This is a genomic window from Peribacillus sp. FSL K6-1552 (assembly GCF_038005205.1).
Classification (GTDB): Bacteria; Bacillota; Bacilli; order Bacillales; family DSM-1321; genus Peribacillus; species Peribacillus butanolivorans.
Map to the genome: position 1 here is coordinate 5,211,467 of NZ_JBBOST010000001.1, position 22,026 is coordinate 5,233,492.

Consider the following 22,026-nt stretch of genomic DNA (forward strand, 5'->3'; position numbering starts at 1 on the left):
AATACGTATCGTAATCTTATGTTCGTTCTTTGTTCATCTATTATTTTTCCTTCTTTATTTAAAAATTTTCTAATCGTCGAGCAGTGTTGAATCTGACTGAGTGAGTCATAGGTACTTATAGTATAAACATCCACCTTATTTTGAGTATCCTTATCTACATTGGTCTTCCAATATTCTTCTGTACTTGGAAACCTCGTACCAAAAATAAAAAAAACACCAAGTTCTAAATGTTTATTTACAGATGATAATAGTCCGTCCTGTGCTTCATTGATAGTTCAACAAGAAATTATAGAATTAACCTTTTAAGAATAAAAATAAATATAGGCTATGTAGGTAATTTATAATTTTTTGATTACAGAGTCGAAATCTATTTTGAAATTTTTCTAAATAGATATCGACTCTTTTTATGTAATAGTGTACAATTCTATTTAGAAATATTTCTAAATACTACAAGGAGTTGTTATGGTGGGGTTTCCAGAAACATTTAAAGCACTCTCTGACTCAGTGCGACGAGAAATTTTAGTAATGCTAAAAGATGGGAAAATGTCAGCAGGGGAAATAGGGCAACGATTTGATATGACAGGTGCTACAATTTCTTACCATTTGTCACAATTAAAAAAAGCAGGATTGATTTTTGAAACGAAATATAAGAATTTCATTTATTACGAAATTAATGTTTCAGTATTTGAAGAAGTAATGCTATGGTTTTCACAGTTTGGAGGAAAAGAAAATGACAAGAAAAATTGATATGACGTTGATTACTACTACTTTGGTTTGTTTGCTACCCATTATACTCTCGTTAGCACTATATAATAATTTACCAAATCAAATAGCTATTCATTGGGATTCTGCTGGGAATCCTGATAATTTTGCTCCAAAAGCAATTGCGGTTTTGGGATTGCCTGTATTAATGGCTGGAATTCATATATTTTCACATTTTATGATAAAAAACGATCCTAAAAAGGCTAATGCTTCTTCTGTATTAAAGCAGTTAGGAAGATGGATCATACCTATAATGTCAGTAATTTTAATACCAATAATATTGTTTAAACCTCTTGGATATAATATTCCAATTCAAATTATAGCCCCTGCGATGGTAGGTGTAATTATCATCGTGTGTGGAAATTATTTACCTAAATGCAAGCAAAACTATACAGTCGGTATTAAATTACCTTGGACACTTAATAGTAAAGAAAATTGGAATAAAACACATCATATGGCAGGTTATTTGTGGATAGTTGGTGGAATATGTATTGTTATTGGAAGTTTTTTAAATATAAACTGGCTACCAATAATTCTTATAATAGTAGCAGTTCTTGTTGGAGTACCGTTTATGTATTCCTATTTACTTTACAAAAAGGGTATATAGGTGCAATCTGTATGAAAATAAATTGAAGAAATCCTATAGTTCCATAAGAAAAACGGTTAAACTTTTTTCAAATCGGTACAACTTTATTGTAAATTAAACACCTTTAAGAATAAAGAAAGCCTACGATCCTTGCTATTTAAGGAAGTAGGCTTTCTTTTATTTCAGTTATTTTTTGGCTTTTCTCTATTTTTTAGGCTATGTTAAAGTTATTGGTTGATTTTGAATAAACCATAATCATTTGTGGTAGCCTGACTGAAGTAAGAAGAAAAGTTTTAACTTTCCTTCTTAACAAAGAATGGTCTTGAAAAAGACCTTACTATTAATTGTCCCACTAAAAAAACAACTGCAACAATGATTACTGCAACATCTCTACCTACTGGCTTAAACCAACCATCGTCAGGAATAAAATACATAGCTAAAAACATTGATAATAACCCCGTTATAACATTAACCAAAATAACGTAACGAATTCTTATTTGACCAGATAAAAGCCCAATTATAATAACAAAGATTACAGTACCTAAATATAGAAAAGATGCTTCTTCACGCTTAATGTGTTGTCCATATTCAAAAAAGTGAAACAAGAATGGAGCCGGTATTAAAGTAAGTATTAACCACGAGGTCTTCATGTCGTCCTCCTTTGGACATATATAATTAATTTAACCTTAACATTTAATAATTAGATTTTGTGATTTTCAGGAAATGCTATTCAACTCTACTTCGGTGTTAGTTAAAAATAAAAACAAATTAATCCCTATACTGATTATCAATACTGTAACTAAAATCTTATTCTTCATATATCCCTATACCTTTGTCTATCTCGATAGTCCCCACCGCCTGTAATTCATTTAAACGACTTAAACTCTCTTCTTTATTAAAAGAACTATGCCAACGATAATCATATTGATCCAATATACGGTAATGGTTACTAATCAAATTTTGTTGCAAACGAAAATCCCCTCTATACTCGATTTCTTTCCACCATATCTTACCACCCATTGTTTTTTCTTTAGGCGTACCACCATTTTTGCTAGCAATTAACTGAACAAAATCAACTGGATTGTCACCAATTGATGATATCAACAATTGGCTATGATTAAACAAAGCACAAAATGCAACAACGGTGGTCCAATTGGCTTCTGTTCTTCTTTTTTCAATTTGAACTAGTGTTTTTTTTGAAATCCCTAGAATTTCAGACATCTTATCTTGAGAAAAACTTTGTTCTGTTCGGACAAGTTTCATTTTTTCTGATATTAAATTGATGAATTCTTCTTTTTCCATATATACTAAATACTCCTTTTTAGTGTAATTTTACACTAATAGTATTATTTTTCAATAAAAAATACCCTTTTTGAATAAAAAGCAACTTTAAAACACAAAGAAAAAAGCAAGAAATAACCTTGCTCTAAATAAGTTTGAAATGGGGAATATTTCTTAATTAAAGCTTGTTGAACTAACCTGCCCCGATAGTTCCATAAGAAAAAGCTGCCTTAAAGACAGCTCCGATCTTCAGCTAACGCACCCGTTAGTTTATTAAGAATAGTAAATTAATCTTTTAGGAAAATACGTAGCATTTTACGTTGGGAATTTCGTTTTAACATAAAAGCTAAAAGTCCTAAAACTATAAAGATAATAATAAAACTATATGGAATAACGTAATAGGAACTAGGTGAAATTGCGTTAAAAGTTACTCCTTCTGCACCGATATATCCAACTTCGGCGTACCAATTTTTATTTTCATTTGAGAAAAACCAATTACCTGTCTGTCCGAATTTTATTACTTCTTCCATTTTACTATAAACCTTTGGGAAATCTTCTTGATCAATAATTTCTGGAGTTCCTTCTGGCTTTTTATATAAAGAAAAATTCACTAATTTATCATCAGTTATCTCTTGGAACTTTAAAATAATTTGATTTTTTTCAGCTTCTGATAATTCTTTATCTCCCGACATATTAATTATAGTATTAAGTGTAGCTTGTACTTCTAATTGTTTATCCCCAACTAATTTGTCGCTTACTATCAAACTTATTAAAATTCCTAAGCCAATAATCAAAAAAATAAACGCGGTGCGATATAGGATTTTAACTATTTTGTTTTGCGCTTTAAATAAATCAAGCAATCCCTTGGTAATTTGATTTTTATCACCAAAACGATTGATAGCAATAGAAATTGCTTCTTGTTCACTTTTCCCCTCTTCTTTTAATTCCTCGACAGTTTCTATTAAATGCGTTCGCATTTCTTCTTTCATTTCTTTTGCTTCTTTTCCACTAACATTTGCATATATTGAATTCACAAATTCATCAATTTGTTTCATTACTTTTCTCCTCCTTCTAAAAACGAATCAATCATTTTTTTTACAAATTGCCACTCTAAACGCTTTTCTTCAAAACCTTCTATACCTTTTGACGTGAGTTTATAATATTTTCTTCTTCCTCCTGGACCTTGTTCGTCTCCCCAATAAGGCTCAATCCATCTGTTTTTTTCTAATCTCTTTAAAGAAAGATAAAGCGTACCCTCTTTTAATTCAAATTGTCCTTCGCTTCTTTCTCGTACGAATTTAGCTAATTCATATCCATACATATCCCTGTTATGTAAAAGTGAAAGAATAAGTGTGTCTATATGACCTTTCAATACTTCCTTGTTAACTTCCAATTTTCCCACCACCTGGTATTAATATATTTTATATTACTATATAATGCAAGGTATTAATTTAAAAAAATATACGTCCCTTGTTCAACTAACCTGCCCCTATAGTTGCATAAAGAAAGAGCTGCCTTAAAGACAGCTCTGATCTTCAGCTAACGCACCCTATAGTTTAAGTGCAATTTTACACAAACCATTTCAATTAGCAACGAATCTTCCCAATTTTGAACTTTATAGGATTTTTTTATTTAATTAAATTTAATCCTCCCAATAAAAAATCGCATCCATAATTAAATATTCTCCTGGTTCTCGATAAATCGTTGGAATTTTCGTTTCAAAGGATAAAGGTTTATTAATTTTTTCTGCTTCCAAAATGTCATAATCAAATTCTTTTAACGCTTGTTTCCATTTTTCTGCAATTGATTGAAATTTCTTGCTTAAATGCAATCGTTTTGGACCATCAAGTAAGGAACCATAAGCCCCACCAACTTCTTCATTTGTTTCGATACAAATCGTTTTATATCTATCATCTTCACCCATTATAGCTACAGGTGCTAACCGACAAACGTCAATAATAATACCTTCCGTCTTTTCCTCTCGACGACCGTACTTTTCTTCAACGACTGTAACATCTTCTTTGAGATAGCAAAAAAATTCAACAAAAGAGGCATAGCCACTTCCAAAATGATTCCACTCAGCTTCACATTTTAAATTTGGAATACGATTAATTCGATAATATAATCGTCGTATATGAGCTTCAATTTCTTGTTCATTATCTGTATCATAAGGGAAACTGTTACCAACTATGTTCCCTGAAATTAAGTCTTTTAATTGTTTTTCTGAAAACATTCACATTCTCCTGTCCCTTTCATAACTAAAGTAACTTGTTTTCAAATCATACACTACGGGGTAGCGTCAGGAAAATGCGGATTTACAACGCTAAGGAAATGTCACCTATTAAAAAAGCCGATTTCCATCTCAAGGAATCGACTTTTTTAGTTATTCTTATTCAACTAACGCACCCGTTAGTTTAAGTACAATCTTTCACAAGCTTACTTTTAAAAATAAAAAAAGGAGTTCTTCATCTTGAAGAATCGCATCCATACATTAGTTTATTTAAGAAAATAACCCCTTACCTATTTCCAGTTATTTACTCTAACGTAACCTGTCTCATTAATCTATAATCACCATTGTTTTATTTGTAATTTGGCTTTTAACAGAATAATTGTTATTCATCAAATGTGATATGTTTCATTCACCCCAGGTTGCTCTTTAACCTCAACCGGGCTTTGACTTATGACCTCGTGGGGCTAGGTGTTGAAGCTGGACAAAAACAAAAACGCTATGCGTCTATTGATAAACACATGGCGTTTTTGAATGTAATTATATCGGTGAAATGTATCCCAATACAAACACTTGTCACATTAAATTTGCAAACTATTACTTGTCTTTTAATAATTGATTAATAGTAATCGGGAGCATTTCTCTTAATACGTCGAATGCATTGTCAACATCTAATCGTTCCGTCCATTTATGGGCATCTTTCCCTACAGGGCCAAGGTTTAGTACTGGAATATTTAGTTCTTCTAATACATCTAAAGGAATACTATAACCTTGATCCCAAAGTGGCATATTAGAAATAAGGCATCCTAAGCTGGAGGCAGTTTTCTCTAAACCTACATAGCTTAGATCGGATAATCCTGCAAAATAATTTTGTTCATTAAGCTCTAAGTTATATTGATTTTTCGCATAACCAATGATTTCATCAACTACCCGTCGAATACACGGATGATTTCGAGAGCTTACCGCTGGGTAATAAGGTGGAGCAAAGAAAAGCACAATCATTGGCGAAAGTTCTTTACATAGAATGGCTAGTTCATCAACCAAATGAATAGATACATCGCGATCGTCCTTCCTTCCTCTATTGTTCATCACATTTGCCTGAATATGTTCTACTTTTTCTTTCCCATAGGTTTGTAAAGCGTAATGCAATAATTCATCAAAATTGATAACTTTTACATTGACATTCCTCACTATGGAATCCTCTAGTGTAGAAAAGTGGATCGCTCTTTTTTCATACCCTTGTTCAATACTTCGTGCCACTTTTTCTGCACTTTCCCTTAGCTGTTTCACTATTTGATCCATCGACTGATCCATCATGAACAAGTTAAATAAGGTTACTGCGCGATGTGGAATTTGTACATTATATTCTTGTTTTAAGTCCTTCTGCATGAGATTTGTGAGAGGAGGAGTAACCTCACCCTCAACAACTTCACAAAAATCTGTATTTAGTTCTAACTCACATGTCAATTGAGAGGCCATATAATTCCCATTTAAACCTGAAAAAGGCTCACCAACATGCGTTTCCTTTCCATAGCAGAGAAATCCAGGCAATATTTTTCCTATTGATCCTGAATAGATATACTTATTCTCATCACCCGGATACCTAGCAAACATTGGCTCTGAATTTAAACAAGCTTTATATTCCAAATTATGCTGTTTCGCCATTTCCAAAAGAATCGGTGCAGCATTCCGCATCCCTACAGAGTTCACTTCTTCATCACATACCGTTAAAAGCAGTAAATTGCCATCAAACGATTCAGAACACGCTTCTTCAATAAGGGACATGTGAAGGACTAACCCACACTTCATATCCATTGTCCCTCTGCCGAACAGCCAATTTCCTTCTTCCAAGTCCTTTTGTACATCTTGAGGCATATCCTTCTTATTTTCATAAAATAATTGGGTTAGTTTTTTTGGATTAAAAGCAAATTCTTTCCAATCCCCATAATCCTCTACACCCACAACATCAAAATGACTTACGAGAATAACAGTCCTTTTTTCATTGATTCCTTTTTTAACAAGAGCAGTAACAAATTTACGATTATCCTCTGTTAAATGAAGATTTAAATACTCCTTATTCTCTTGAAAATAAGGAAGCTCACGAAGCTTTTTTTCAACATACTCAGCAACATTGATTTCATCAATAGTGTTGGTTACACTAGGAATTTCGACAAGTTCACACAGTAAGTCCACTAATTGATTTTTTGTTTGCCATTTATTTTCTAGTGCATTCATTTACTTACCTCTTCCCGTTTAGGTTTTTAGGAAAAAACCGGTGTTTTTGTAGTATTTGTACTTATATACAATCGAATATATAGTTGTGCCTAAAATACCTTGTTACAACTAGAGGTTGCAGAAGCTCCAGTTAAGTGTAAAATTAATCACCTTAATAGAGCGCTTTGATTTTGTAAGGATTTTTTTTAGGAGTCATACCAAATCTATTCGATACATTTTTCACATGATACGCTTTTAATCTTTTACCTGAACATAGATTAAGAGATGATTTACTGAACATTTACAACAGAGCTAAACCCTCCTAAATCCTTTAATAATAAGGTGTTAAGAAAATCAGGGTTTTTTGAACACGACCTAAGCGTATGTTTTCCGCGTTTTGATACCGGAACCCCCAGTAGGAGGAGTCTGTCCGAAGTATGGTGGAGCTAATTACCAATTATTCAATCTCACAGATAAACGACAGTTAGGAAGCTATGTGATTATCTTTCATTCGTTGTAATCCTTGATACCTCTAAAACGGGCCCCAATTTATTAAAACCCCAATCACCAGTGTAATGATAGCGATGCCCACCCAAATGAGGAAAAGGGGCAGCATCCATTTGAACCACTTAATATAGGGAACTCCAGCTATAGCAAGACTTGCCATTAAAGGCCCCGATGTAGGCATTATACTGTTAGTAAATCCGTCACCAAACAAATAGGTTTGAACCGCGACTTGTCTTGTAATTCCTAGCATATCAGCTAACGGGGTTATGATTGGCATGATAATTACGGCTTGTCCACTTCCAGATGGAACTACGACACTGATGACAGTATTGGAGATAAACATGGCCAACGTGGCCGTTATTGGCGACAGATCGGTAAATAAATTGGATAAACTATACACGATTGTATCTAGAATTTTCCCTTGTTCCAATATAACTAGTATTGCACGCGCAGCTCCAACAATGAGAGCTCCATAAAGTAACTTTTCAGCACCCTTTATGAAATGAGTGACAAACTGATTGTAATGAATTTTTCCTATCAGACCAACCACAATAGCAATTCCGAAGAAGTAGGCAGACATGTGATCAAGCGTCCACTTAAATTGTAGAGTGGCATAAACCATAAATGCAAAAGCAAGACCGATAAAGATTAATATAGCCTTATGTTTATTTGTAAATTTACTTTGAAGGTCATTTTCATTCCCGTTTGCATCAAACTGTAGATTAGAAAGGATACTATTATTAGGATTTTTTAACACTTTTTTTGCATACCGCCATGTGTACCAGATCGTAACCGCAACAATTACAATAAAAACAATGACACGGAAGAGTAGGCCGGAGAATAGCGGCAATTCTGCGATTTTATGGGCTATCCCAACTGAATAAGGATTGATGAATCCAACATTAAAACCTGCGAAGGTGGCTCCGAATGTGATAGCCACGGCGATGATAGGATCGAGTCGTAAGGCTTTGGCAATAATCATTCCAATGGAAACAAAGGCAATGACAGAGTTCGCGACAGCGCCAACGGCTCCTCCTAAGGCAAAAAGAATAGTAATTACGGCAATTAAAATAAATTCATTTCCCTTTGTTTTTTCTATCGCGCTCATTACACCTGCTTTAATAGATCCCGTCACTTCAATAACTTCCATTAGTCCACCGATAAACAAGACGAGGAAAATGATACTCGCAGATTCGATCATTCCCGTTTGTAGAGAAAGAAGTATATCCATAATCCCAATTGTGCTGCCCTCTACACTATGATAAGTACCAGGTACTACCACAGATAATCCATCTGCTACTTTTCGTTCAAATTGACCTGCAGGAACGAGATAAGTGGCTAGTGCAGACAATAGTAAGATAATGAAAAGTAAGACAAAAGTATCCGGCATTTTTAATGTAAATCGTCTTTCTGTTTTTATTTTTTTAACTTCAGTTTTCATTGGCCCCTCCTTCTGCAAAAAGTAAACTATAAACAACTCTTTTTACTTTTTACATTTAATTTTTCCGTGACTTCAGTAGTTGACGAAGCATAACTGACAACATATCATTTATGACATCAAACGCATTATCAATATAGCGCTCCGTCAACTTATGAGCATCTTTTCCCCTAGGTCCCTAATTCACTATACAGTGATAAGATTTGTCCATTAATCGAGGAGCTTAAAGGTTGCATGAACAAACATATTAACCCCGTTCAATAAAGCGCTTTCATCAATGTCGAAACGAGGATGGTGATGAGGGTAGTCAGTTCCTTTTTCCTTATTACCTGCACCTGTGAAAAAATAGGTACCCGGTGCTTTCTTCAGAAAAGCAGAGAAATCCTCGCTACCCATATTAGGTTTCATCAAAGTCAACGCTTCGTCTCCCCATAGTTCACATACAGTTTCTTCAATTACACAAGCCACTTTCTTATCGTTCACGACTGGGTGGACACCTTCATGGTACTCAAGAATATAGGAAGCGCCATGTGCTTCCGTTATCCCTTTTACGATCCGTTCCATCAATCCACAGATGGTTGGGCGAAGTTCGGTGCTAAAAAGACGAACTGTCCCTGCGATTTCGACGGAACCCGAAATGATATTCATTGCTGAACCGCCTGCTAATTTGGTAATGGAAAGGACTAAGCTGTCTAATGGATCCACATTTCGGGATACAATATGCTGCAAGTTAGTGACAACTTGCGCTCCAATGGCAATGGCATCGACGGTTTGATGCGGAAGCCCGGCATGTCCTCCGTGACCGGTAATGGTGATGGAAAACGTATCGGGTGAGGCCATCACGGGGCCGTGCGCAACACCAATTTCCCCCGTTTCCAGCGATGACCAGAGATGGGTTCCAATGACCACGTCGACTTCGTTCATCACACCCGCACGTACCATTTCTTCAGCGCCACCCGGCGCTAACTCTTCGGCATGCTGGAACAGAAAGCGAACTTCGCCTTTAATTTTATCCTGTAAAGTAGAAAGAATCTTGGCTGTTCCCAGTAGAATGGCTGTATGGCCATCATGACCGCAAGCGTGCATGACGCCTGGAGTTTTGGAGGAAAATGAAAATGAATTCTCTTCTTGGATCGGTAGGGCATCGATGTCTGCTCGAATCGCTAGCACTTTCCCTGGATGAGCCCCAATCAGGCGCGCCATCACACTGGTTTTCGTGGGGCGGGAAATTTCTAGATTGTCGAAAGACTGGAGGGTATCATAAATGAACTGTGATGTCTTTTCCTCCTTAAAGGACAATTCTGGATATTTATGAAGATATCTCCTCCAATCAATCACTTCATCCTCAATCGCTTCAACGAGATTACTAAATGCAGTATTTTTCAAATCTTAACCTCCTAAGACAATGTGTCTTAATTTTTATTTTAGGCTTATTTACGGCCGCAGCCATAATTATACACTGAATTTGATAATTTGCGCTAGTATTAATTTTCTGACATTTCAAGAAGGAAAGTGGCGAAGCGAAAAAACTTAGTAGTAAGGCTTCTCTGTAAAATATGATGTGAACGACTTCCTTTCTTACGTCCATATGCTTTTATCAAAGGTACCTTCCAACAGCTTTTTTAATGTGCTGTCTATTCCGTTTAAGAAAAAAAGACAAGATAGCAAAGTATCTTGTCATAGCATGATGCGATATATTTTTCTTGGCCTCCCTCTCGGGTGGGGATTTTCCTCAGCTACCACTTGTGCCAATCCTTTTGATTCTAACTCTGTCAAGATTCTACGGGCGCTTCGTGGCATAATATTCATATGTTGAGCAAGATCATGAGCATTGATTTCCATCTTTCTAATTTTTCTCAAGATGGATTCCAGTTTACTTAAAGTGGTAACACTAAGCGTTGTCTGTTCACTTAATGATTGTAGCTTTTCCGATGCAAATCCATAGGTGATTTGCTCAGGCTGTCCCAATGGTCCTTCAATCGTATTGTCGTCAAAGACGACCATCGATGATCCTTTTTGGTATTCTTTTGCATGCAACAAGGCGGTTCCAGCATTGATCTCTGCCTCATAGGCAGTTTGTCCAATTCCAATTCCGCATGTGACTGCGTTATTTCCGGTCAGTTGCAGGACCGCCAGATCCGGTACTACTGTAAAATCTTTGGTCATCTCTTGCAGGAGTCCGCGCGTCGTAAATATCACGTAACGTCCAGGCCCGGCGGATTTAAGAGACCCATTTATTTTTTTAGCGTATTCGAGCAGCTTTTCGGTCATTTTGATTTCAATTTTATAGATTTCATCAGTTGAGTAGGTATCCTTCGTTAAACTGGAAAAAGAATCGAATTCGATCATCTGTACCGCGATCTGGGAATCCTTAAAGTGCAGTGTTTCATGTGTCTGGCGAATAAGGGCCAAAGTCGAGACTACAGCTGATTGTGCTGGAAGGACTCGAAATGCGGGTACGCCAAGACTCTTAAGTTTATACTGAGCATTTTTGAGACAAGTGACAGCAGCCATGGTCTTTCCTTTTTTCCATAGTTCGTAGTGATATCGTACCACTTCATCCGTGTGGATCTCCCCTTCATAGTGTTTTAAATACAAGGGTTCATGAGTTATCTCGGACTCCAGGAAAACCCGTTCTAGTTCAGAAGGATGGAACGTATCAAAGCTTACCTGGTTGAAAGAGATCTTCTGATGATAGGCTATATGCAACAAAGTCTTATATAAACTGGATCCGGAAGATGGTACGTAAAACATTGGCTGGGCGATTCCAGCCCATTTTTTTGCATACCAATAGGGAATTTGTCCAGAAAAAAGCCACATATCAACATCTTGCATGTATGTTGTCAATTTTTCTATAATTTCGTCATCGTGCCAGTAGGAAATAGGAACGCAACTGAATTCAGGATATTTCAAGATCACTGATTCCATAATTTCTATAGAATCTTCCGCACCAAACAAACCCAATCGAATTTTCTTCAAATTTCTAATCAACCTTTCTATGGGGATTTTTAGTTTATTGTCATTATTATTTTAACATGTGTAAAACTTTACTCTGATTTATGAAATCAACCAACTCTAAAATTTAGCCTTCATCATAGATAAATTCATTATTGAATGGAGTGATGCAATATATGAGTGTACCTTGTATGAAATTTTGGTGGATTAAACTTAATCAACTAACTTTAAAATTTGTGAAGGCTTATATTTAAACGACTAATCATTTCTTTCATGGCTTCTGCCGATAATGTGATTTTCTATTTCACATCAATATCAAAATCAAAAGCTTGTTGTTTGCTTTGGTATTTGTTCATTACCTTCCGGTTCTACAGTAGGAGCAGATTCTCTCATTGCATACTCAGAACTGCTAGCAAACCTTTCTTCTTTCGATCTTAACATGGTATTTTCCTAACTTATTTGGTGCATCTTGTCTAAGCAGGGTACAAGGGCCGTCGCGAAGGTGATGCTGCTGCCGATTCTGGCAGATTGTTTGGTTAGGGTTGCTCATAATAGCTACTCATCAACCCGTTCGTAAAAGTTCCTTTAAGGATGTCTCCTTTATTATAGATTAATAGCCTTGAGACTATATTTTTATCCTTCAGGAGCATCCAATGGTTTTAAATCCTAAAGGGGTAACGTCATGTCTGTACCCCTTGAAGTAAAAAGACAGATTGATAAAGTTCCACCGATCTCAGAGAGAGACAAGGCAATCGAAGAAACGTTGAAGGGGATTTATGACCAATTGATTAAATTACAATTCAATGTGCTTTCTCACGGGTATTCCTATCCTTCTCCCAACTCAAATAAAGTGATAATCGAAATAGATGTTCCTAAAACTGAAAAAAGGATAGAAGAAATAAAGGGAATTACCAATGAAAGTTTAAGGGTAAACAATATTGAGTCATACTCTATTAAGATCAATAAAATAGATCTTGTTCAAAGAGAAAAGAAGCCAAGTGGAATGAAATATTTCCAGCGATTTATGAAGGATTAACGGCAATGAAGAAATACAAAGTAACAGGATTTGCTTACTCACTTCATCCAGCGCCACTTCAAATTATTATAAAAACATCAATAAATAGTTCAGATAAAGATGCACCTGAAAAGGTTCATATTATAGAAAAAACCATCAATGAATTCTTAAATTCTAAAGAAATAAAGAGTAAGATTGATGGAGAACCATATAAAATTATCATTAGAAGCAAAGATAAGCAGAAACTAAATTGATGATGCAATAGGCGTGTATAATATTGTGAATGGTTTATTGAATAATAAGAAAGCCGAATTTCCTTAGAGTAGGAAAACTCGGCTTTTTTGATGTCGAATTTTGCTTAGCGTATGTTTTCCGCATTTTGATTCCGAGACCCGGTAAGGCCTTATACAGGTCACCTTCAAAAACGTGACCATCGAAAATCGTTACGTTGCGTTCAGCACATCGTACTGCGACAGGGTCAATGTCAACAGAGTACAACACAACCCGTCCCAAAGCTGTAGCCAGTGCTACACCCACAGCACCTGACCCACAACATAGGTCAACGACGATATCACCAGAACATGACAGGGCTTCTGCCTGGCGAACAAGAAACTCGGTACGTTTGCGTGGAACGAAAACGCCCTGATCCACTTCTATCCGCAGACCACAGAAATCTGTGCATCCAACAACGTATTCAAGAGGTAAACCGTTGGCTCGCATTTCTACCATTTTATCGAGGTCCTCTAGAGTCCTTGCCTCTGAGATAATTAACCGGGTCTCATCTTCTGCGAAAACACAACCGGCGCTTCGAAGTCTGTTAATAATATGTTTTTCCGTTTTACAGTCCAAAAAGAAATTAACTTTTTTTCTATCTACCTCACCACTTTTGATAAGTTTATTTTAATTCTGTATTCGTTAAAAATAGGAAATATCCCTTCTTCTACAAAATGGCCCTAAAAAGGAAAATGAGCGCTTATCCTTGTTCCAGGATAGCGCCCGATTATCGAAGTTCGATTTTAGACTAATCCACTTCACATATTTACTTTATGAAGCTTCAAGATGAAGACTGCTGCCACGATAAGAAGGGACACCGTCAGAAAAGTAACTGCGAACGCGCTTTGCCCACTTGCGTACAAAGCTGCGGAAGCAACAATGAACACAACCAGCTTAAGCGTAGTTCGTATGGGGAAGGAGAAGATGGGGAGCGACGCCTTCGGGGAGAGAAACATACCCCATAGAGTGGCTATGACTAGTGGCGTGGCAACCGCGAGTATAATTTTGACCGCTGCCCCTGTCTTGATATGATAACCCCAGTAACTGAACGCAGCCATTGCACCAAGCTCCAGTAGAAAGAATCCGGTGAGGACGCTAACACCTATCCATTTTATTTCCATCCGACTCTTCCTCCCAATAAAAAGAATTAAGAAACTAATGTTAATTTTTTTATATACAATATGTTTCGGCCATATTCTAAAATCTGCCCTTTAACTTAATAACAATTATTTCAAAATTCCGTAATTTGAGCAATCGCTTTATTCCAGAAAATGGCCCAATTGTTGAACAAAGATTAAACAACACTCTTCAACTATCCTGCCCCGATAGTTGCATAAAGAAAAAGCTGCCTAAAAGACAGCTCTGATCTTAAGCTAACGCACCCGTTAGTTGATTAAGAAAGTTTTTGTTTTGATTTTTGACTTATTAAGATATGCCTTAAGCTAATATTACAAATTAATTCACGGTAAACCTGTCTTCGTTCAAAACGATATTTACAAGGTCCTCTAAACTTGAATCATTATTATCAATTATTAATCTTTCTGGAAATTTATTTAAATTAAAATCTTTAACAATTTGTCTAATTCTTTCTTCTCCTACATACGCAACTCCACTTCGTCGTCTATCCCTATTAATTAGGGTATTTATCTCACTTTTAATTACTATTACCTTAATGTTAATATCTAAATTCTTTATTCTATCTATAACAGAAAATATCTGTTCTTTAGAAAAAACGTAATCAGTAACTACATTCATATTATTTTTTGTAAAATTTTCAACCAGAGCAACTATATTGTCCCATAAGACATTCAGAAAAAAATTATCGTGATCATCACAAGGATGTACCCATCCTTTCTTTACCAAATTGTATAACAGATCTCCCTCTATATGTACACATAACCCGTTTATACTTTTACATATCTTATCAGCCAATGTACTCTTTCCAGACCCAGGGGGACCACTTATTAAAAAGACTGTTCTTTTTGTATTCAAAAAATCACTTCCTTTGAAATGAATTATTATTTTAACTATGATATATTACCAAACTTATTACGGAACTTAATATCCTGCGTTGATAGGAATCTTTATTGAGTATTTTTAAGATGATTTTAAATGTATAATATCAAATATCTTAATTAATAATGCAACAAATCCCCATTATCCCTCTTCCACTAACCTGCCCCTATAGTTCCATAAGAATAAGGGTTAAACTTTTTTCAAATCGGTACGACTTTATTGTAAATTAAACACCTATAAGAATAAAGAAAGCCTACGATCCTTGCTATTTAAGGAAGTAGGCTTTCTTTTATTTCAATTATTTTTTGGCTTTTCTCTATTTTTTAAATGGAAGTCGTGGACTTTCGTCTTGATATATAGAGTAAGTCCAACCTTCATTTTCCATTTTTGAGCATTGGTCATTATTACAAGAAAAAAGATAGGTCTGCTTATCAGTACGAACACTTACCTCAAAATATTTTGGGAACATTCCACCTTTATTTTTATCCATACTTCTATCAATAGCAATGATATTCTCTTTTTCTGCTATCTTTTTATAATCTTCACTCTCAACTGTTTTCAGCACCATTTCACTTAAAATAGCCTGTTCACTTTCGGACGGTTCATACGCTTGTTCCAAAAAATACCATCTTCCAAATGAAAACAAATTAATCCCTATACTGATTATCAATACTGTAACTAAAATCTTATTCTTCATATATCCCCATCCCTATACCTTTGTCTATCTCGATAGTCCCCACCGCCTGTAATTCATTTAAACGACTTAAACTCTCTTCTTTATTAAAAGAACTATGCCAACGATAATCATATTGATCCAATATACGGTAATGGTTACTAATCAAATTTTGTTGCAAACGAAAATCCCCTCTATACTCGATTTCTTTCCACCATACCTTACCACCCATTGTTTTTTCTTTAGGCGTACCACCATTTTTGCTAGCAATTAACTGAACAAAATCAACTGGATTGTCACCAATTGATGATATCAACAATTGGCTATGATTAAACAAAGCACAAAATGCAACAACGGTGGTCCAATTGGCTTCTGTTCTTCTTTTTTCAATTTGAACTAGTGTTTTTTTTGAAATCCCTAGAATTTCAGACATCTTATCTTGAGAAAAACTTTGTTCTGTTCGGACAAGTTTCATTTTTTCTGATATTAAATTGATGAATTCTTCTTTTTCCATATATACTAAATACTCCTTTTTAGTGTAATTTTACACTAATAGTATTATTTTTCAACAAAAAAAATACCCTTTTTGAATAAAAAGCAACTTTAAAACACAAAGAAAAAAGCAAGAAATAACCTTGCTCTAAATAAGTTTGAAATGGGAATATTTCTTAATTAAAGCTTGTTGAACTAACCTGCCCCTATAGTTGCATAAGAAAAGGAGCTGCTGATCAGATCCTGATAATAAAGTAGAGCTCTCGTTAGTTGAAGAAGACCGATTGTAGAATTTGACATCAACTGTACATTAAATGAAAAAACCACTGCATTAGAGTGGTTGAAAATCAAATTGAAAGATGGGCAGACAATGAAAATTAATCGTTGGGATTTATTATGGCTAATACCTGATGATCCTCCCAACGATCATTTATTTTTATATTTTGTTTTGCAATTCCTTCTTTATGAAAACCTGCCTTTTCTAAAACACGTATTGAACCTATGTTATGTGGCATAACGCCAGCCTCAATCCTATGTAAATTAAGAGTTCTAAAAGCATAATCTACAACCATTTTAACAGCTTCTGTAGTGTAACCATTACCGTTATTTTTTTGATCTAAGTAGTAACCTATCAATGCACTTTGAAGGGGACCGCGAATAATTTCAAAAAGGCTGATAGTTCCTATTAGTGCATGATTCTTTTTTAGAAAAATTCCAAACTGGTATTTAATATTTTCTTTTGATTTTTGTTCCCAAGTTATAATTAATTCCTTTTGTTTTTCTAAAGAATAGTAGTTAGATGGACGTTTTATTGAGAATGGTTCAAAGAAATCCTTATTTTCCACTAGCAATTGTAGTAAATTTTCAGCATCTGATAAATTAAGTTCTTTTAAATAGATAATCTCACTGGAAAACACAATTAATCCCCTTCCTTAATGGAATATATTTCATTATATACTATCTATTAAAGGCAAAGAGTATTTGTTTTTGCACAGTTCGTCTACACTACGCTTCTTCAACTAAACTGCCCCGATAGTTGCATAAAGAAAAAGTTGCCTTAAAGACAGCTCTGATCTTCAGCTAACGCACCTGTTAGTTCTATTAGAAAACAGTCTTTTCTATTGCGAGATAAGGTATTTTTCTTTGAAAATTGGACTTAATTCACTCCATACATCAAATTTATTACCATCTAAATCAAAGAAAACGAAATTCCTTCCAGAATGTCCTCTATTTTCAATTGCACCAACTCTAATCTGTTTATCGCTAAAATCTCTATGTATAGCTTCTAAAGCATTTAATCCATTAACTTCAAAAGTTATAGAAAAACGCTCAACACCGTAAATATCATAGAAATTTGAGCTTTGATTTTCTTTAGATTTAACAAGGAAAATACTTTGGTTCGCAAAATTAAGAATTGCTTTGTCTTCGTCTTTATAGCTTAACTCTGCCCCCAATTTGTTTACATACCATTCAGAAGAAAGTTCTACATTTGAAACTGGGATATAAGTAGTTCCTACCCTTAATAATTTTTTATTCACCCTGTTCGCCCCCTTTAATTACTTGAATAAACTCATTCTCCACTTATATATCTTACCCCTTTTAATTATCCATAATTACCCTTTTACATATTCAACTATCCTGCCTCGATAGTTGCATAAAGAAAAAGCTGCCTTAATGACAGCTCCGATCTTCAGCTAAAGCACCTGTTAGTTAATTAAGAAAAAGGTTGCTTCAGCAACCTCCCTTATTGAAGTATTTAATCCATCAATCTATAAAACAAAAAAAGATTAGCTCATAACTAATCTTTTTTGTTCTTAATAATACATTCTCCTAATTTTCCTAATAAATGTAATGTGTAAATAATCATTAAGGCTCTGGCTACTACAAAACCATCTATAGCTAAGTCATATCCGCCTCGTAATAAGGCTGAATCCGAAAACCAAAAATAAATTGATATTGCCAGAGGTATTAATAGAAAAATCAAAGCTAGTTGAGTTTTTTCATCCATAAGATCCCGCCTTATTATATGTATTTTACAAATAATAGCATTATTTCTGGAAAGAAAAAACTAAAAAGTGGAAATGATTTACTACTTAAATGGCTCTGTAAGGCATTTTAGTGAGAGGTAATATAAATACGTCAGTTCTTTTTTTGATATGGTGACCCCAGTAAGACAAATGTAAATGAAATAAGGAAGACAATTTGTGAAAGTATGTACTTAAACTAACCTGCCCCGTTAGTTTAAGTACAATCCTTCACAAATTTATTGAAATTAGTTCAATAATGAATAGAATAATACAGCATAAATTAGATAATGGTTAATAAACAAAATAGACAAAATAGACAAATCAATACAAAATATTTGATAGGGAATTTGTTTTTTTCCTTCTTAAAGGCACCTTTTTTTATATCAATACTAAAAACAGAAAGTAAAGATATTATGAGAAAAAAAGAAACTATTTCTTTCATAGAAAACAGTCTACTTGCTATTTCTATGAGAAGCACTATCCCTACTAAACACCCCAAAAACATTGTAATATATTCTGGTTTAAACATTATTTTCTTCATGAGTAATCCCTTTCTTCCTAACGATATCTATCCTAGCTTTAAACTTCAAAATTAGTTCTTTGACCTATTACTTATGTTACCATAAAAACCCAAAATATTTTCAACTAACCTGCCCCTTTAGTTCCATAAAAAAAAGCTGCCTTAAAGACAGCTCCGATCTTCAGCTAACGCACCCGTTAGTTCATTAAGAAAAGCGAAACTTCTTCAAGAATCGCGCCCTTTAATTGAATAAAACCTGAGCTCTATTAGCCCCATTTAGAACAACAACTCAACCTAAAAAAGAAAATAAAATGAGTTGTTCATTTAAGTATTATTTCATTGAATTTACAATCTTCAATATCTCTGATTTCGTAGGAGGATCCTGTGAAACATATTCCAGGGAATAGTAAAGTCCATCCCGTTCCCAATCTATCCTAGGGTCTCCACCTTCACTCACTGAATAAAAACCAATACTATTTTCAAACAAATGAATTTTTTTCCCATTTTCATTAAAATATTCTGGTTTTTGAGGGGCCACATAAATAACTAATTCAGTAGAGATCCTTTTTTGATAGCTTAGCTGAAGTTGGTCTAATTCCTTATCAATCCAACCGTACTCCTTAGTGGGTTTAAAAGGAATATAAGTGGGCGATCTCGTTTCATATCCAAAATCTTGAATCGCTTCATGGATTGTTTGTGTTTTGAATTCCTCAGATTCTTTTAAAAAGCCTAATACTATGCTCGTTAATAAAAACAACAAGAAGATTACTCTTAGTGGTGTGTCCACTCTCTTTTTAAATTGTGAACCCTTCAATCGTTCTTTCAGGTTTAATTTTTTCTCACTGTACCGATTGATAACACTAGCAATTGTGAAAAACGGAATATAAAGGTAATATAAAGAAAAATCCAGTGAAAAAAAATAATTGATGAATACTGCCAAACTAAATGAAAACATAAATACATAATCGATGATTATGATTCTGTTCACTAATTTAATATCGGGACCAAATCTTTGTTTTAACTCTTCCCAAGCACAAAATTCATTCATAAAATAAATCCCTCAAATCTTCTTTTAGAACAAGTCTATTTCTATAAAAATACCATAGGCATTTGTTTTCCTAAACAGAAACTAAACCTAAAGATGGGATATCACTCCATATTTAGGTTAGTCTCTGAAATGGACTATCAGTTGGGGATGTGTTGTTCCACAATATGGCCCAATTGTTGAATAAAGATCAAACAGCACTCTTCAACTATCCTGCCCCGATAGTTGCATAACAAAAAGGTGCCTTAAAGACAGCTCCGATCTTCAGCTAACGCACCCGTTAGTTTTAGTACAATGTTTCACAAACCTACACAATTACCACTTTCATTTATTACATGAATGCTGTCCGTCTATATGAGAACAAGAGATGGTTAGATAAGATAAAAAACAAAAAGGCTTATATTCCAAAGTGTATCATGTATTTATTTTCCTCTTTAGCCTGAAATATTTTAGAAGCTAACTCATTAAGTTCAGCAGATTTTTTATACATCGTTGAAGATGTAATCACATCATAAAACAATGATAAAGAATCAGGTGGAATAATTGTAATTCCCCAGTAAGCTAACCCAAACTCTGGGCGTTCAAGTGAATGAAAGTAGGTTTTCATAATAGATAAATGCTCATTTAAGTGATTAATAATTTCATCATCAACAGAAATACATTTATATTTTTGTGGTTCATAACCAATATTTCTTTTCAGATTTTCGATATTATCAATTATTCCAAAATCATGAACAGGCATTATTATCGACCTCCTGATACATAGTATAATGCTTATTGCACTAACCTGCCCCGTTAGTTGAAGAAGAAAAATCAAAAGCATTGTTTAATAGAGTCTATTTTAAAGAAGTAACAATCAAAAAAAAGTTCGTAAAAGTGTACTTAAACGAACGGATAGCTAATAAACAGATTAAGGTTTATTTGTGCACGTGGGTCTGTACATACCTATTCACGCTTACAGCCATAAGGATTCTATGTATGGTAAAATGTTGGTTAGGAGATTATATTATTGCCGGCCCTTATTTTTCTACGAGGTCTAGGGAAGCAGCAATAGTTTTTACATCCTACTTTCATTCTTTCAATTTAAATGGAAGTGTTAATATACATATAACAATCCCTTCTTTTTCATTTGAAAAAGATTAATTCCCTAAAATAGTTGCTTTTCTTCTTATTAACTGTCAAGCTTAGATGATCTAGACTATAAAGAATAGAACAAGTAGGTGACGAACATGATTGAAGTTAAAACTTCCACACTCAGTGATGGTGAGTTCAATAGAGGCGTATTCGCTACACAAGACATTAAAAAAGGTGAGCTTTTACATGAAGCACCTGTTATTGCTTATCCAAACGAAGAGCATGTTTTCATAGAGAAAACATTGCTTGCAGATTACGCGTTTGAGTATGGAATTAACCATACTGCCATGCTTTTAGGATATGGCATGCTGTTTAATCACTCTTATACTCCCAATGCTACTTATGACATAAACTTTAAGAACCACACGTTTGATTTCTTCGCTTACACCGACATAAAAGCAGGAGAAGAAATTCTTATTAATTATAATGGTGAAGTCGATAATGAAGATCCTTTATGGTTCAATAAAGAAGATAATGGTGAAGATGACGCTGAGTAACAACACCGTTACTTTTGAATGACCTGAAGGTAATACTTTATTAATGAGAGCCATTTACACAGACAACAAGGTTCAATAAAAAATCCCCTTTAAAAGGATTGTGGCAATTACACAATCACTTAAGGGGATTTTTTTTACTTAATGAGCGGAAGGCTTATTCGATTTTGATTTTGTTAAGGATTGGAGTTGGCTCTTAACCTTATCAATGTTTTCTGGAGTGGCTAGGGATTTTATTTGACTCATGGTTTTTTCACGAGTTTTTTTATTGCGCATTAAATATGCTGCTGCTCCTATCACGACAGTTCCAATCATTTTATTTGATGGCATATGAGTTTCCTCCTTGAAGTTGGTTATATTATAGTAT

General features: G+C 34.5%; 24 protein-coding genes and 1 pseudogene. 5 read left to right on the plus strand and 20 right to left on the minus strand.

What is annotated here, in order from left to right; all coding sequences use genetic code 11:
- Positions 1-465 precede the first annotated feature (465 nt).
- A complete protein-coding gene (locus NST21_RS25000) occupies positions 466-747 on the plus strand; it encodes an autorepressor SdpR family transcription factor (protein ID WP_340891937.1) in 282 nt (93 codons plus the stop codon).
- Positions 731-1,369, plus strand: a complete 639-nt coding sequence (locus tag NST21_RS25005; RefSeq protein ID WP_340891938.1) for an SdpI family protein — start codon at positions 731-733, stop codon at positions 1,367-1,369. Before NST21_RS25000 ends, NST21_RS25005 begins: the two co-directional genes overlap by 17 nt.
- A 272-nt stretch (positions 1,370-1,641) precedes the next feature.
- Here NST21_RS25005 and NST21_RS25010 read toward each other — a convergent pair whose 3' ends face one another.
- The 9 genes from NST21_RS25010 to NST21_RS25050 all read right to left on the minus strand — a co-directional run bounded on the left by NST21_RS25010 (position 1,642) and on the right by NST21_RS25050 (position 11,943).
- Positions 1,642-1,998, minus strand: coding sequence for a hypothetical protein (locus tag NST21_RS25010; RefSeq protein WP_340891940.1), 357 nt, complete (start codon positions 1,996-1,998; stop codon positions 1,642-1,644).
- A gap of 157 nt (positions 1,999-2,155) precedes the next feature.
- Positions 2,156-2,650 carry a helix-turn-helix transcriptional regulator gene (locus tag NST21_RS25015; RefSeq protein ID WP_340891942.1) on the minus strand — a complete coding sequence of 165 codons (495 nt, stop codon included), beginning with the start codon at positions 2,648-2,650 and terminating at the stop codon, positions 2,156-2,158.
- Positions 2,651-2,916: 266 nt separating this feature from the next.
- The gene (locus NST21_RS25020; RefSeq protein ID WP_340891943.1) at positions 2,917-3,684 is read right to left on the minus strand and encodes a permease prefix domain 1-containing protein; all 768 of its coding nucleotides are present in this window, start codon (positions 3,682-3,684) and stop codon (positions 2,917-2,919) included.
- Positions 3,684-4,022, minus strand: a complete 339-nt coding sequence (locus NST21_RS25025; protein ID WP_340891944.1) for a PadR family transcriptional regulator — start codon at positions 4,020-4,022, stop codon at positions 3,684-3,686. Before NST21_RS25025 ends, NST21_RS25020 begins: the two co-directional genes overlap by 1 nt.
- Before the next feature lie 249 nt (positions 4,023-4,271).
- On the minus strand, positions 4,272-4,862 hold the full coding sequence (locus NST21_RS25030) for a hypothetical protein (RefSeq protein WP_201249343.1): 591 nt from the start codon (positions 4,860-4,862) through the stop codon (positions 4,272-4,274).
- Positions 4,863-5,453: 591 nt separating this feature from the next.
- Entirely contained in the window at positions 5,454-7,091 is a 1,638-nt protein-coding gene (locus tag NST21_RS25035; protein WP_340891946.1) for a M20/M25/M40 family metallo-hydrolase, read from the minus strand.
- A gap of 511 nt (positions 7,092-7,602) precedes the next feature.
- A complete protein-coding gene (locus NST21_RS25040) occupies positions 7,603-9,018 on the minus strand; it encodes a YfcC family protein (RefSeq protein WP_340891948.1) in 1,416 nt (471 codons plus the stop codon).
- Positions 9,019-9,225: 207 nt separating this feature from the next.
- The gene (locus tag NST21_RS25045) at positions 9,226-10,401 is read right to left on the minus strand and encodes a M20 family metallopeptidase (RefSeq protein ID WP_340891949.1); all 1,176 of its coding nucleotides are present in this window, start codon (positions 10,399-10,401) and stop codon (positions 9,226-9,228) included.
- Between the two features lie 291 nt (positions 10,402-10,692).
- Positions 10,693-11,943, minus strand: a complete 1,251-nt coding sequence (locus NST21_RS25050; protein WP_340892657.1) for an ArsR family transcriptional regulator — start codon at positions 11,941-11,943, stop codon at positions 10,693-10,695.
- 709 nt (positions 11,944-12,652) lie between these two features.
- Here NST21_RS25050 and NST21_RS25055 point away from each other — a divergent pair.
- Positions 12,653-13,006 (plus strand): hypothetical protein, encoded by a 354-nt coding sequence (locus NST21_RS25055; protein WP_340891950.1) that lies wholly within the window; start codon positions 12,653-12,655, stop codon positions 13,004-13,006.
- A 5-nt stretch (positions 13,007-13,011) separates the two neighbouring features.
- Entirely contained in the window at positions 13,012-13,239 is a 228-nt protein-coding gene (locus tag NST21_RS25060) for a DUF4030 domain-containing protein (protein WP_340891951.1), read from the plus strand.
- A gap of 139 nt (positions 13,240-13,378) precedes the next feature.
- Here NST21_RS25060 and NST21_RS25065 read toward each other — a convergent pair.
- The 10 genes and pseudogenes from NST21_RS25065 to NST21_RS25110 all read right to left on the minus strand — a co-directional run.
- Positions 13,379-13,834: pseudogene (locus NST21_RS25065) on the minus strand (methyltransferase); the annotation flags it as partial.
- A 182-nt stretch (positions 13,835-14,016) separates the two neighbouring features.
- Complete coding sequence (locus tag NST21_RS25070; RefSeq protein ID WP_002144369.1) at positions 14,017-14,379, minus strand: YrdB family protein; 363 nt, start codon at positions 14,377-14,379, stop codon at positions 14,017-14,019.
- Between the two features lie 334 nt (positions 14,380-14,713).
- Positions 14,714-15,250: an AAA family ATPase gene (locus NST21_RS25075; protein ID WP_340891952.1), complete on the minus strand. Its 537-nt coding sequence runs from the start codon at positions 15,248-15,250 to the stop codon at positions 14,714-14,716.
- Positions 15,251-15,590: 340 nt separating this feature from the next.
- Positions 15,591-15,971 (minus strand): hypothetical protein, encoded by a 381-nt coding sequence (locus NST21_RS25080; protein ID WP_340891953.1) that lies wholly within the window; start codon positions 15,969-15,971, stop codon positions 15,591-15,593.
- The gene (locus tag NST21_RS25085; protein WP_340889556.1) at positions 15,961-16,461 is read right to left on the minus strand and encodes a helix-turn-helix transcriptional regulator; all 501 of its coding nucleotides are present in this window, start codon (positions 16,459-16,461) and stop codon (positions 15,961-15,963) included. Before NST21_RS25085 ends, NST21_RS25080 begins: the two co-directional genes overlap by 11 nt.
- Positions 16,462-16,816: 355 nt before the next feature.
- Positions 16,817-17,356, minus strand: coding sequence for a GNAT family N-acetyltransferase (locus NST21_RS25090; protein ID WP_340891954.1), 540 nt, complete (start codon positions 17,354-17,356; stop codon positions 16,817-16,819).
- 201 nt (positions 17,357-17,557) lie between these two features.
- Positions 17,558-17,977 carry a VOC family protein gene (locus NST21_RS25095; protein ID WP_340891955.1) on the minus strand — a complete coding sequence of 140 codons (420 nt, stop codon included), beginning with the start codon at positions 17,975-17,977 and terminating at the stop codon, positions 17,558-17,560.
- A gap of 260 nt (positions 17,978-18,237) precedes the next feature.
- Entirely contained in the window at positions 18,238-18,447 is a 210-nt protein-coding gene (locus tag NST21_RS25100) for a hypothetical protein (protein ID WP_340891956.1), read from the minus strand.
- Between the two features lie 870 nt (positions 18,448-19,317).
- The gene (locus NST21_RS25105) at positions 19,318-20,034 is read right to left on the minus strand and encodes a hypothetical protein (protein ID WP_340891957.1); all 717 of its coding nucleotides are present in this window, start codon (positions 20,032-20,034) and stop codon (positions 19,318-19,320) included.
- A 394-nt stretch (positions 20,035-20,428) separates the two neighbouring features.
- Entirely contained in the window at positions 20,429-20,773 is a 345-nt protein-coding gene (locus NST21_RS25110; RefSeq protein WP_445670579.1) for a short-chain dehydrogenase, read from the minus strand.
- Positions 20,774-21,260: 487 nt separating this feature from the next.
- Here NST21_RS25110 and NST21_RS25115 point away from each other — a divergent pair, with 487 nt between their 5' ends.
- Positions 21,261-21,662: an SET domain-containing protein gene (locus NST21_RS25115; protein WP_053348811.1), complete on the plus strand. Its 402-nt coding sequence runs from the start codon at positions 21,261-21,263 to the stop codon at positions 21,660-21,662.
- A gap of 138 nt (positions 21,663-21,800) precedes the next feature.
- On the opposite strand, the gene NST21_RS25120 is transcribed toward NST21_RS25115, so the two are convergent.
- A complete protein-coding gene (locus tag NST21_RS25120) occupies positions 21,801-21,989 on the minus strand; it encodes a hypothetical protein (protein WP_053348810.1) in 189 nt (62 codons plus the stop codon).
- Positions 21,990-22,026: the final 37 nt, after the last annotated feature.